Here is a 12,428-nt window from a genome sequence, read left to right on the forward strand (position 1 = left end):
CCGCCGGGTCACCCCGCAAGCTGTTCCATCACCTCGTCGGAAATCTCGAAATTCGCAGTGACGCGCTGCACGTCGTCATCGTCTTCCAGGATCTCGATCAGCTTCATCAGCTTCTGCGCGCCGTCGAGATCCAGCTCGGTCGTGGTAGTCGGCTGCCAGATCAGCTTGGCGGTTTCCGATTCACCCAAGGTTTCCTCCAGCGCGGTCGAGACCTCGTTCAGGTCGGTATCGGCGCAGGTGATCACGTGGTTTTCCTCGTTGGTCTCCACGTTCTCGGCCCCTGCTTCGATCGCAGCTTCCATCACGCTGTCTTCATCGCCAGCGGACAGAGGATAGATGATCTCGCCCTTGCGTTCGAACATGAAGGAAACCGAGCCGGTTTCACCCAGGTTGCCGCCATGCTTGCCGAAGGTCGAACGCACGGTGGAGGCGGTCCGGTTGCGGTTGTCGGTCATCGCCTCGACGATCACCGCAACGCCGCCCGGGCCATAGCCCTCATAGCGGATTTCCTCGTAATCATCCCCGCCCGCGGCCTGGGATTTGTCAATCGCGCGCTGGATCACGTCCTTTGGGACGGATTGCGATTTGGCTTCCTTGACCGCCAGCCGCAGGCGCGGGTTCTTGTCCGGGTCGGGGTCGCCCATCTTGGCGGCCACGGTGATTTCCTTGGCCAGCTTGGAAAACAGCTTGGACCGCAACGCATCCTGACGGCCCTTGCGATGCTGGATGTTCGCCCATTTTGAATGGCCTGCCATCACGCTTCTCCTGAAATACTTGATCGGCGCGGTTCTACTGCAAGCCAGAGGGGACACGCAAGCAGGGTTTCGCGACGCCATGGATCGCGCGAATGCCGTTTTCAAACACCACGTCCCGCACCCGAGTCGGCTATGTGTTGCCCAGACCCACCGGGAGGACCTGACCCATGATGATCTACCCCACAATCGAACTGCAGAACGGCCGCTGCGTGTCCTTGCATCGTGGCCGTATCGAAGAACCGCAGATCTGGCATGTCGACCCGATTGCCAAGGCCAAGGGCTTTGCCGCCGACGGGGCGGAATGGATGCATGTGACCGATCTCGATTGGGTCATCGGCGGTGATGGCAATGCCAGCATCATCGAAGAGATCATTCTTCACTCCGGCATTCCGGTGCAACTGGGCGGCGGCTTCCGCAGCCTCGAGTCCATCGCCAAGTGGATCGACAAGGGCGCGGGCCGCATCGTCGTCAGCTCACTTGCCGCGCAAAACCCCGATATCGTCAAGCAGGCCGCCAAGCGTTTCCCCGACCAGATCGTTGTGGCCGTCGATGTGTTCCAGGGTCAGTTGATGACCAATGGCTGGCGCGACACGGCTGCGATCACCCCCGCCGACTTCATGTCCGCCTTCGATGACGATCCGCTGGCCGCCTTCATCGTCACCGATATCGATTCCGATATCGAGGATAGCGACGGCTCGCTTGGGGTGATCTCGCAACTGGCCGATGGCGCGCGCGCGCCCGTCATCGCCCGTGGCCTGTCGCGCAGCCTCGACGATATCGCGCGGCTGAAATACGTGCCTCATATCTCTGGCGCGATCATTGGCCGGGCGCTCTTTGACAAGTCCATCGAGCTCAGCGATGCGCTGGCTGTCGCCAATGCCCGCCCCGGCCCCACGGCAGACTTCATCTGACCCCGTGACGCCCCGGTCATGGCGCGCTAAGACTGCGCCATGACCACTGACCAGATCCTTCTGTTTTCGCTTTTTGGTATCGTCTTCGGCCTGCTTCTATGGGGCCGGTTCCGCTATGACCTGGTGGCTTTCGGGGCGCTGATGGTGGCGGTTGTGCTGGGACTGGTCCCGGCAAGCGAGGCATTCTCGGGCTTTGGTCACCCGGCCACTCTGGTCGTGGCGCTGGTGCTGGTCGTCTCTGCCGGGCTGGTCCGCTCCGGCGCGGTTTTCCTGATCACCCGCACGCTGGTGGATGCCAGCCGCTCGCTCGGCACCCATATCGCGATCATGGGCGGCGTGGGCGGCGTGTTGTCGGCCTTCATGAACAACGTGGCGGCGCTGGCGCTGCTGATGCCGGTCGACATCGCCACCGCCCGCAAGGCCGGCCGCAGCCCCGGCCTGTCGCTGATGCCGCTGTCTTTCGCGACGATCCTTGGCGGCATGGCCACGCTGATCGGCACGCCCCCCAACATCATCATCGCGGCGATCCGCGAAGAATCCTTGGGCGAATCCTTCAGCATGTTCGACTTCGCCCCCGTGGGCGGCGCGGCGGCCATCGCGGGCCTCGCCTTCGTCGCTTTCATCGGCTGGCGCTTCATTCCGATCCGCGATTCCGGCGTTGGTGGCGACGCGCTCGGAGAGCTGGAGCCCTATATTTCCGAGCTGACCATCCCCGAGGAGAACAAGATCGTCGGCACCCGACTGCGTGACCTGCTGGAGCCTGCGGAAAAGGCCGATGTGGCGATCCTGGGCCTTGTCCGCGATGGCAAGCGGCGCTTTGGCATGGGCCGCAACCTGGTGCTTCAGGCGGGCGATATCCTGGTGCTGGAGGCGGTGCCCGAGGCGCTCGATGAATTCCGCACCGCGCTGAAGCTCGACTTCGCGCCAGAGGGGCATCCGATCGAGGACGCCGTGGGCGAAGGTGTCAGTCTGATCGAGATGGTCGTGACCGACAGCAGCCGCATCGCGGGGCGCACCGCGCAGGCCATCGGGCTTGGCTGGCGCAAGCGCACCGTGCTGATGGGCATCTCCCGCAAGGGACAGCGGATGACCAAGCGGCTGCGCCAGACCGTGATTCAACCGGGCGATATCCTGCTCTTGCTGACGCCGTCTGATACGGGCGAGGATGTTGTGGACTGGCTCGGCGGGCTGACTTTGGCCGACCGGGGCCTCGCCGTCACCCGCGACAGCAAGACATGGGCCGCCATCGGGTTCTTCGCCGGCGCGGTCATCGCGGCGTCGCTTGGGCTGGTCTACCTGCCCATTGCGCTTGGGATGGTGGTCGTGGCTTACGTTTTGTTCAAGATCCTGCCGCTGGCGGAAATCTACGACCATATTGAATGGCCCGTTGTGGTTCTCCTTGGCTCGATGATCCCGCTTGGCGCGGCGTTGGAGGCCTCGGGCGGTACGGAACTGCTGGCGCAGGGGCTCGTGTCGATCAGCGCGGGCTGGCCTGCCTGGGGCACGCTGACGCTGCTTATGGTCGTCACCATGACGCTCAGCGATGTGCTGAACAACACGGCCACGGCCATCGTCGCGGCGCCCGTGGGCATCCGCATGGCAGAGGCGCTGGAGGTCAATCCCGACCCGTTCCTGATGGCGGTCGCCGTGGCGGCCTCGGCGGCCTTCCTGACCCCGATCGGGCATAAGAACAACACGCTGGTGCTTGGACCCGGCGGCTACGGCTTCGGCGATTACTGGCGCATGGGCCTGCCGCTGGAGGTCATCGTGATCGGTGTCTCGATCCCCACGATCCTTGTGGTCTGGCCGCTCTAACGGTCGTCACGCAACGCCGCGAGGTTGTTCAGCGCCAGTGCCCCCAGAACCACCGCGCCCCCCGCAAGTGTCCAGCCGCCCGGGAACTCGGCCAGCACCAGCCACACCAAAAGCGGGCCGAAGACGGCCTCCAGAAGCATGATCAGCGACACATCCGCTGGCGGCAGGTAGCGCGGCCCGAGGCTGAGCAGCGCGGTGGCCCCCGGTGTGACGATCAGCGCGATGATCACCACGAAGGGCACCGACACAGCGGGAACTGACAGGCCGGGCGCGAGGAAAAGCGAGACAAACATGGCGAAGAACCCGGCGATGGACATGGCGGGCACCATGGAGAGCGTCTTCTTCTGCCCCGCGATGGCAAAGATCACCGCCCAGGAAAGCGCGGTGACCACGGCGGCGAGATCGCCCAACAGATCCCCCTGCCCGCCCCCGGCGCTGCCCATGGCGATCAGCCCGATCCCGGCCAGCACCGCCGCAATGGTGGCCCAGGTCCGTCCCGGCACCGGCTGGCCCAGGACAAAGCGGGCGATCAAAGCCGAAAAGACCGGCATCGTGGCGAGGATGAAGAGTGTATTTGCCGCGAGCGTGTGACCGACCGAGTAAAGGAAACTCACATTGCCAATGGTGTAGCTGAGGCCAATCGCCAGCCCGGCCAGTCCTACACCCTTGAATGCTGCAATCGCCCCGCGCCCCTGCGTGACCAGCAGCCACAGCGCGATCACCGCGCCCATGCCCGCCCCGCGCCAGAACATCAGCGTCCATTCCGGCAGCCCCGCCAGCCGGATCAGCAGCACATCCGGCGACAGGATCAACACACCGGTCAGGGTGAGCCACAGGCCCTTGGCGTAGTCGCTCACCGCAGTGCCCTCACAATGCCCAGATCAGCGGGATAACGAGGCTGACGACAATGCCAAGGCTCAGGTTCAGCGGGATGCCGATCTTCATGAAATCGGTGAAGCGATAGCCGCCGGGGCCATAGACCAGCATGTTCGTTTGATAGCCAATCGGCGTGGCGAAACTGGCAGAGGCCGCGATCATCACCGCAATGACCAGCGGGCGGGGATCGACCCCAATGGCAGTGCCTAGCCCGATGGCCACGGGCGTGATAACCACGGCCACCGCATTGTTCGATACAAGCTCGGTCAGGATCGAGGTGATCAGGTAGATCACCCAGACCAGCACGAAGGGCGGCAGGTTGCCAAGCCATGGGGCCAGCGTGGTCACGATCAGTTCCACCGCGCCGGTGTGCTCCAGCGCCGCCCCGATGGCGAGCATGGCGAAGATCAGCGCCAATAGCCGCCCGTCGACGAAGGAAAACGCCTCCTCCGCGTCGATGCAACGGGTGATCAGAACGACCGCCACCGCCAGCACCGACAGCAGGAAGATGGGGGCCACGCCAAGCCCCGCGAAGGCGACGATTCCAACCATGGCCGCAAAGGCAATCGGCGCGTGGCGGCGGCGATAGGCGCGTTCGGTGGGGGCGGTGATGTCGACCAGGTCCATATCGGCGGCAAGGCGCTGAATATCGGCGGGATCGCCTTCCAGCAACAGCGTATCGCCCACCTGCACGATCAACTCATCCAACTGCCGCCCTATATTCTGGTTCCGCCGATGCACGGCGAGCGGATAGACACCATAGCGCCGCCGCAGACGCAGTGAGCCAAGCGAGCGGCCCACCATGCGGCATCCGGGCGAGATCAGCACCTCGACCGTGGTGGTCTGCACCGAGGACAGCTTGTCCACCGTGCGCAGGTCCTTGCTTTGCTGTAGCCCCAGGACCTCGGCCATATCGGTGCGCAGAACCACGCGGTCGCCTGCCTCCAGCACCACGCCCGCCATGTTCCGCCGCAGCGATGCATCGCCGCGCAGAACATCAATCAGCCGCACGCCCTCGCGTTTGAACAGGTCCACCTCGTTGACGTTCTGGCCGATAAGGGCGCTGTCCTCGGGCAGAGCGACCTCGGTGAAGAACTTCATCTTCTTGCGCCCCGTCAGCATGTCGGCCATCGAACTGCGATCGGGCAGCAGGCGCGGGCCGATCAGGGACATGTAAAGCATTCCCCAGATCACCACGACGATCCCCACCGGCGTGACTTCGAAAATCGAAAACGGGTCCAGCCCCTGCGCGCGGGCCACACCATCGACCAGCAGGTTCGTTGAGGTGCCGATCAGCGTCAGCGTGCCGCCCATGATCGCGCCATAAGACAGCGGGATCAGCAGTTTCGACGCGGGCCGTCCAAGCGACCGGGCAATCTGCACGAAGACCGGGATCATGACCACCACCACGGGCGTGTTCGACACGAAAGCCGAGGCGACGACCACGAAACCAAGCAGCGCCGCCAATGCCACCTTGGGCTGGGTCTTGGCCTTTGCCTCTGCCAGATGCGTGAAGCTGGCCAGCGCCCCGGTGCGCACCAAGGCCCCCATCACGATGAACATCGCCGCGATTGTCCAGGGTGCGGGGTTCGACAGGACCGACAGGGCGTCGGCATAGGGCAGGAACCCGGCGGCCAGGAGGGCTGCCGCCCCGGCGATGGCGACCACCTCTGCCGGGAAGGTCTCTCGCACGAACAGAACGAACATCACGGCCACGACGCCCAGGGTCAGTACCCCTTGCATGGTAGGTGATAGGAACTCAGCAAGCATCGGCGATCCCGTCCCGATTGATCAGGGGCCATCATTGTTGACGGGCAGAGGAACGGCAAGGGCTTCCTTTGCACGCGGCTGCACCAAGGCCACCCCCATCAACATCAGCGCGAAGGCGCCCCAGACCCAAGGCGAATAGGTCTCGCCAAGCAACAGCCACGACCAGCCAACGCTGAACCCGGTCACGAGGTAGGAGATCTGCACAGCAAAGACCGGCCCGCCCCGCCCCACCAGCCAGACATATCCCGCATAGCTGAGCGCATGGGCGACGGACGAAATCACCACCGCCAGATCGGGCAACCCATAGGGCGGCAGCGGGGAAATCCACTCGCCAGACACAAGCGCAATGGGCAGAGAGATCACGATTCCCACCAGCGATGCGCCAAGCAGCACCTGCACCGCGTCAAGCCCCTCGGGCTGGTGACGGGCGACATAGTTGCCCTCGAACGCGTAGAAGGCCGGGGCGATCAACCCCACGGGCACCCAGACCAGCATGGCCGGATCGGGCAGGCTGGTGTCCGGCAGCATGATCAGCGCTATGGCGGCAAGGCCAAGGCAGAGGCCCACAAGCCGCGCAGGCGAAAACCGGTCATTGCCCCAGGCCAGAGCGATCGGGAAGGCCAGCATCGGCACCATGGCAATGCAGAGCGCAAGAATACCGCCGGGCAGATGAATGGCCGCCGTATAGCTGGCGGTATTGGGCAGAAGCGTGCCGATAAGTGCGATGATCAGGTAGAAGCGCAAAGCGCGCGGATCGGTCGGCAGGCCCCGCCCGGTCATCCGGTTGATAACGCCCAGAACCACCGCCCCAAGCACGAACTGCCAGAAGATGATGCCGATATGGCGATAGCCCTCGCTGACCGCGATCTTGCTCATCGGGATGGAAATGCCCCAGCCGAGCGAGCAGACCATCAGCACCGCCACCAGCAGGAGTTTTTCAGAGCGCGCCATCCGGCCCCGCTTGTTGCAATCGCCCACCAATGCGGATCGGGGCCACGCGCAGCGCCTTGCCGGTCTTGTCATCGGTTTCCACGAAGACGCCAGACAGGGTCGCCTCGCCCGCTGCGGGGGTAAACCGGTCCTTCGGCATGCCGGTGATGAAGCGGCGCAGGGGCTCGGTCTTTTCCATGCCGATGACGCTGTTGTAATCGCCGCACATGCCCGCGTCGGTCATGAAGGCGGTGCCGCCCGGCAGGATTTGCGCGTCGCCTGTTGGCACATGGGTATGGGTGCCCACAACCAGACTCGCCCGGCCATCACAGAAATGACCGACGGCCATCTTCTCGGAGGTCGCCTCGCAATGAACGTCCACGATAATGGCACTGGCCAACCCGCCAAGCGGATGCGCGCGCAAGATGCCCTCGACCGCCGAAAACGGGTCAGAGAACGGGCGTTTCATAAAGACCTGACCAAGCGCCTGCAACACCAGCACCTTGCGCCCGCCCTTGGCCTCGAACAGCTGAAAGCCCCGGCCCGGCGCGGTCTTGGCGTAGTTCATCGGCCGCACGATGCGCGGTTCCTTGTCGATGAATTGCAGCATGTCGCGCTGATCGAAAGCGTGATCGCCAAGGGTCAGGCAATCAACCCCGGCGGACAGCAGGGTCTCTGCATGGCTTTGCGACAGGCCATGGCCAGAGGTCGCGTTCTCGCCATTGACAACGACGAAGTCGAGCCGCCAATCGGTTTTCAGCCGGGGAAGGGTGTTTGCGATAGCCGCGCGCCCCGCGCGCCCCATCACATCGCCAAGGAAAAGCAATCTCATGGCCAAGGCTTAGGCGGTTCGGGGCGGGGCGGCAAGGGTCCAGCTGCGATTCCCCCTAGGGTGATGGGCGGACGGTGTAGCTCGCGTCATAGGTGACGGGGAAGTTGACCGACCGGGCGATGTAGCAAACGTTGTGAATGCGGGCGTGAATCTGGTCCGCCACATCAGGGTCCGACCCCGGTGCCAGCGTGATCCGGGGCCGGAGCGTTGCCGAAAGAAACCGGCCTGCACCGGATGGCAGGCTCTCCCCCAGGGCCAGCGGATCGTCCTCGTAGCCTTCCACCACGATCCCGGCATCGCTGGCCAGGTGCAGGAACCACAGCATGTGACAGGCCGAGAGGGCCGCGATCAGCATATCCTCGGGGTTGTGCAGGGTCGGGTCGCCGCCAAGCAGCGGATCGTTGGAACAGGGGATCACCGGCTTGCCCGGCGTCTCAACATTCCAGGTCCGGTCATAGCCGCGATAGCTGGCCGTGCCCTGCCCCCGGTTCCCCGTCCAGACGATCCGCGCGGTGTAGTCGTGATTGGCCATCGTCGTCCTCCGTTTGCGCGCAGCCTAGCGCGAGACGGAGGGCAGCGCATCCCCTGTCAGGGCCGGAACACGCCCGCCTCGGTCACCACCGCATCAAGCAGCTGATCGGTGGGTTCCACCACCAGCCCGTCCAGCTCCTGCGCTGCATAGGCGAAGCCGATGGCCCGTGTGGGACGCTTGGCGCGCAGCTGTTCCAGCGTCCGGTCATAGAACCCGCCGCCATAGCCCAACCGGTTGCAACCCCTGTCAAAAGCCACCAGCGGCGCGATGACGATCTCGGGTTCCAGCCAGTCGCCGCCTTCCGGCACCCGCGCCCCGAAGGGGCCATCGACCATCTGGCAGCCGGGCCGCCATTCGCGGAACTTCAGCGGTTGTGCCTTGGCCTCGATCACCGGCACGCAGATCCGGTTCGCCTCGGCCAGCGCGCGCATGGCAGGCGTCGGGTCCAGCTCGGTCCGCATCGCCATATAGGCGGCGATCACCTTGCCCTCGACCGGGCCGATTTCAGCCAGCAGCGCGGCGTTGGCGTCAGAGACCGAGGCGCGTTCGAAGGCTTCGGCGCGGGCTGTGAAGGCTTTCTTGCGGAGGGCGGCTTTCCGGGCGGTCAGGTCCATCGCGGTGTTTCTCTTGCACTTCGCCCACAGGCGGGGTTTCCTGCGTCTCAAAATAGGCGCTAGGCGGAAAAACTCATGCTGACATTCGACCATCTGGCCATTTCCTGCGACAGCCTTGCCGAAGGCGTTGCCCATGTCGAGGCCGCTTTGGGGGTGGAGCTTGCACCGGGGGGCGAACACGCCGCCATGGGCACGCATAACCGGCTGCTCTCGCTCGGGCCGGAGGAATATCTGGAGGTCATCGCGATCAACCCCGCCGCCCCCGGCCCTGACCAGCCGCGCTGGTTCGACATCGACAATTTCGCGGGCACGCCCCGAATGACCAACTGGATTTGCCGCTGCGATGATCTGGAGGCCGCGCTGGCCGCAGCCCCCGAAGGCGCAGGCGTGCCGTGGGAGCTGGAGCGGGGCGACCTGCGCTGGCGCATGGCGGTGCCGACCGATGGCAAACTGCCCTTCAGCAACTGCTTCCCCGCGATGATCGAATGGCAGGGCAGCGCCCATCCGGCCCCGCGCCTGCCCGATCACGGGATTCGCATGACCGGGCTTTTCCTGACTCACCCCGAGGCCGCAGCTTTGCGCGCTGCGCTCGCCCCGATGATCACAGACCCGCGTCTGGCGATCCTGAACGGTGCCTCCCCGGCACTTTCGGTCGAGTTGACCGGTCCAAAGGGAACCATCCGCCTGTGATCCGCACCGCCCGACCTGCTGACGCGCCAGCCATAGCGGCGATCTGGAACCATATCATTCGCGATACGGTGGCCACCTTTACCACTGAAGAAAAGCAACCCTCGGCAATTGCCGGAGCGATGGCTTCACAGCCCTATTGGGTGGCCGAAGACGCGGGCACCGTTGTGGGATTTGCCACCTATTTCCAGTTCCGGGGCGGGCCGGGATACGTCCATACGATGGAACATTCCGTCCATATCACGCCCTCGGCCCAGGGCCGGGGGCTGGGGCGCGATCTTATGGCCGCTTTGGAGGACCATGCCCGCAAGACCGGGGTGCATTCGCTTTTTGCGGGCATCTCGGGTGAAAACAGTGCCGGCATCGCCTTCCACGCAGCGCTTGGCTATGCCCACACCGCACGCCTGCCGCAGGTGGGACGAAAATTCGACCGATGGCACGATCTTGTGCTGATGCAGAAATTCCTCTGACATTCCCGGCCCGTCGGGGTAAAAGCCCCCATGTCCCTATGGTCCCGTATCAGTGACGCGCTTGCAGCCCTTGCCTCTGGTGAAGGGCTTGGCGCCATGTTCGACAAGCTGCGCAAACCGCCGGAACTGACCGTCGGCTTCGCGATTGCCGTGATTGCCCTCGGCGCGAAGATGGCAAAGGCCGATGGCCTGGTCACCCGCAACGAGGTGACCGCTTTCCGCGAGGTCTTCGCCATTCCGCAGGCCGATGAAAGATCGGCAGCGCGCGTGTTTAATCTGGCACGAGAGGATGTGGCCGGGTTCGAGGACTACGCCCGCAAGATCGCCACCATGTTCGAGGCAGATAGCGCGGTTCTGATGGACCTTCTCGACGGGTTGTTTCATATCGCCGTGGCCGATGGCGAATATCACCCCGCCGAGGATGCTTTCCTTGAAAGGGTGGCCGAGATCTTCGGCATGTCGAAGCGCGACTTCGCCGCCCTGCGTGCCCGCAACGTGCCAGATGCCGACCCCGACCCCTACACGGTTCTGGGGGTAGACCCGGCCATGTCGCTGGCAGAGATTCGCAAGGTCTGGCGGCGGCTGGTGGTCGAAACCCATCCCGACCGGATGATGGCGCGCGGGGTGCCGGAAGAGGCCGTGCAACTGGCCCAGACCCGGCTGATTGCCATCAACAGGGCCTGGGAAGAGATCGAATCCCACCACGGGACCTGACGCCGATGCGCATCGCCACCTATAACGTGGAATGGTTTTCCAATCTCTTCGATGACGAGGGGAAATTGCTGGAAGACGGACAGTGGTCCGGCCGTCAGGATGTGACGCGGGGCGAGCAGCTTGCCGCCCTGGCCTTCGTGTTCAAACGTCTTGATGCCGATGCCGTTCTGGTCGTCGAAGCGCCCGACAGCTCGCGCCAGCGCAATGGTAGTCTCGCCCTTGAGAGCTTCGCCGCCTACGCTGGCATCCGCGCGCGCAAGGCGCTGATCGGGTTCGAGAACCACACACAGCAGGAAATCATGCTGCTTTACGATCCTGATGCCCTGAGCGCCGTCCATGATCCGATCGGCGAAGAAACGGGCAAGAAAGGCTCTCGCGTCGCCCCCCGCTTTGACGGAACCTACCGCATCGACCTGGATATCGACGCCACCGAGGATCTGGTGACCTTCTCCAAACCACCGCTGGAGGCGCTGATCGACAGCGACGAAGGCACGTTCCGGCTGATCGGCGTGCACGCTAAGTCCAAGGCACCCCACGGCGCGCGCAATCGCGATGAGATGATGCGGCTGGCTATCGCCAACAGGCGCAAGCAACTGGCGCAATGCATCTGGCTGCGCGAAAGGGTGGATCATCACCTAGACATGGGCGATCCGCTGATCGTGGCGGGCGATTTCAACGATGGTCCGGGGCTGGACGAGTTCGAACGGCTCTTTGGCCGGTCGGGGCTGGAGATTGTCCTGGGCACTGATCTGGACCCGCAGGACCAGCTGTTCGACCCCCACGCGGAACAGGCGCTGCAATCGCGACTTGGGGCGCAGCCCACCACCGCGCGCTTTTACATCCGCGACGAGGACCGCTACCTGACAGCGCTGCTGGATTACATCATGGTCAGCCCGGTGCTGCGCCCATTCTGCAATGGCTGGCGCATCTGGCATCCCTTCGAAGACCCGGCCTGCTGGCGGGATGAAACCCTGCAACGGGCGTTGCTGACTGCGTCGGACCATTTCCCGGTTACCATGGAACTGAACGGCCCCTTCCCCGGTCCGGTCGGTGGCTGACCCCTTCAAAACCGGCCGTAACGCGCATATCTTGTGCGTCATGAAACACGCTATCACCCTCGCTTTGCTCGTATCGTTTGCGAGCCCCGCCGCCGCTCAGGACAGCGATGAAGACAGCAACCTTCGTGAAGGCTGGGGTCTGTTATCGGAAGGCTCTCGCCTGATCCTCGAAGGGCTGGCCGAGGAGATGCGGCCCTTCGTGGACGACCACCTGCTGCCGATGATCGCGGAACTTGGTGCGCTGATCGACGACGTGGCCATGTATGAGCTGCCCGAACGGCTGCCCAATGGCGACATCATCATTCGCCGCCGCGTGAGCGAGCCGGACAGCGAGGCCGAGGCCGATCCGATCGAGGATCCGGTCGACCTTTAAGCGGCAAATTCCCCACCCGATGCGCGGCCTCCATTGCACTTTCCGCATGGGGCTGCCTATCTGTAGCCCGTGCAATGCAAGAGAGGTTTCC

At 64.2% G+C, this 12,428-nt stretch carries 14 protein-coding genes; 7 read left to right on the forward strand and 7 right to left on the reverse strand.

The genetic code is table 11. From position 1 onward, the window contains the following. Window positions 1-8 precede the first annotated feature (8 nt). Complete coding sequence (locus BKY26_RS01810) at window positions 9-755, reverse strand: YebC/PmpR family DNA-binding transcriptional regulator (protein WP_071688694.1); 747 nt, start codon at window positions 753-755, stop codon at window positions 9-11. Window positions 756-922: 167 nt separating this feature from the next. On the opposite strand from BKY26_RS01810, the gene BKY26_RS01815 reads away from it, so the two are divergent. Together BKY26_RS01815 and BKY26_RS01820 are read left to right on the forward strand one after the other, a co-directional pair. Beyond that, window positions 923-1,666 carry a 1-(5-phosphoribosyl)-5-[(5-phosphoribosylamino)methylideneamino]imidazole-4-carboxamide isomerase gene (locus BKY26_RS01815; RefSeq protein WP_071688695.1) on the forward strand — a complete coding sequence of 248 codons (744 nt, stop codon included), beginning with the start codon at window positions 923-925 and terminating at the stop codon, window positions 1,664-1,666. A 39-nt stretch (window positions 1,667-1,705) separates the two neighbouring features. Beyond that, window positions 1,706-3,481: an SLC13 family permease gene (locus BKY26_RS01820; RefSeq protein WP_071688696.1), complete on the forward strand. Its 1,776-nt coding sequence runs from the start codon at window positions 1,706-1,708 to the stop codon at window positions 3,479-3,481. On the opposite strand, the gene BKY26_RS01825 is transcribed toward BKY26_RS01820, so the two are convergent. From BKY26_RS01825 to BKY26_RS01850, 6 genes are read right to left on the reverse strand one after another with little or no spacing between them, the layout of a single operon-like run. Next, window positions 3,478-4,338 carry a DMT family transporter gene (locus tag BKY26_RS01825; RefSeq protein ID WP_071688697.1) on the reverse strand — a complete coding sequence of 287 codons (861 nt, stop codon included), beginning with the start codon at window positions 4,336-4,338 and terminating at the stop codon, window positions 3,478-3,480. The two genes, BKY26_RS01820 and BKY26_RS01825, sit on opposite strands and share 4 nt — an antisense overlap. Before the next feature lie 10 nt (window positions 4,339-4,348). After that, on the reverse strand, window positions 4,349-6,127 hold the full coding sequence (locus BKY26_RS01830; protein WP_071688698.1) for an SLC13 family permease: 1,779 nt from the start codon (window positions 6,125-6,127) through the stop codon (window positions 4,349-4,351). A 21-nt stretch (window positions 6,128-6,148) separates the two neighbouring features. Continuing rightward, window positions 6,149-7,078 (reverse strand): DMT family transporter, encoded by a 930-nt coding sequence (locus BKY26_RS01835; RefSeq protein WP_071688699.1) that lies wholly within the window; start codon window positions 7,076-7,078, stop codon window positions 6,149-6,151. Next, window positions 7,065-7,889: a TIGR00282 family metallophosphoesterase gene (locus tag BKY26_RS01840; protein WP_071688700.1), complete on the reverse strand. Its 825-nt coding sequence runs from the start codon at window positions 7,887-7,889 to the stop codon at window positions 7,065-7,067. The genes BKY26_RS01835 and BKY26_RS01840 overlap by 14 nt, the downstream gene beginning before the upstream one ends. Window positions 7,890-7,944: 55 nt before the next feature. Then, a complete protein-coding gene (locus tag BKY26_RS01845) occupies window positions 7,945-8,421 on the reverse strand; it encodes an OsmC family protein (RefSeq protein WP_071688701.1) in 477 nt (158 codons plus the stop codon). Window positions 8,422-8,477: 56 nt separating this feature from the next. Beyond that, window positions 8,478-9,035, reverse strand: coding sequence for a 5-formyltetrahydrofolate cyclo-ligase (locus BKY26_RS01850; RefSeq protein WP_071688702.1), 558 nt, complete (start codon window positions 9,033-9,035; stop codon window positions 8,478-8,480). A gap of 75 nt (window positions 9,036-9,110) precedes the next feature. Here BKY26_RS01850 and BKY26_RS01855 point away from each other — a divergent pair, with 75 nt between their 5' ends. From BKY26_RS01855 to BKY26_RS01875, 5 genes are read left to right on the forward strand one after another with little or no spacing between them, the layout of a single operon-like run. Further along, window positions 9,111-9,725: a VOC family protein gene (locus BKY26_RS01855; protein ID WP_071688703.1), complete on the forward strand. Its 615-nt coding sequence runs from the start codon at window positions 9,111-9,113 to the stop codon at window positions 9,723-9,725. Then, a complete protein-coding gene (locus BKY26_RS01860) occupies window positions 9,722-10,192 on the forward strand; it encodes a GNAT family N-acetyltransferase (RefSeq protein WP_071688704.1) in 471 nt (156 codons plus the stop codon). Before BKY26_RS01855 ends, BKY26_RS01860 begins: the two co-directional genes overlap by 4 nt. Window positions 10,193-10,222: 30 nt before the next feature. Continuing rightward, on the forward strand, window positions 10,223-10,906 hold the full coding sequence (locus tag BKY26_RS01865; protein ID WP_071688705.1) for a molecular chaperone DjiA: 684 nt from the start codon (window positions 10,223-10,225) through the stop codon (window positions 10,904-10,906). Between the two features lie 5 nt (window positions 10,907-10,911). Continuing rightward, window positions 10,912-11,964 (forward strand): endonuclease/exonuclease/phosphatase family protein, encoded by a 1,053-nt coding sequence (locus BKY26_RS01870; protein WP_071688706.1) that lies wholly within the window; start codon window positions 10,912-10,914, stop codon window positions 11,962-11,964. 40 nt (window positions 11,965-12,004) lie between these two features. Next, window positions 12,005-12,337 carry a hypothetical protein gene (locus BKY26_RS01875; protein WP_071688721.1) on the forward strand — a complete coding sequence of 111 codons (333 nt, stop codon included), beginning with the start codon at window positions 12,005-12,007 and terminating at the stop codon, window positions 12,335-12,337. The last annotated feature ends 91 nt before the right edge of the window (window positions 12,338-12,428 follow it).

It is taken from the genome of Nioella sediminis (assembly GCF_001879695.1).
In the GTDB taxonomy this organism is placed as follows: Bacteria; Pseudomonadota; Alphaproteobacteria; order Rhodobacterales; family Rhodobacteraceae; genus Nioella; species Nioella sediminis.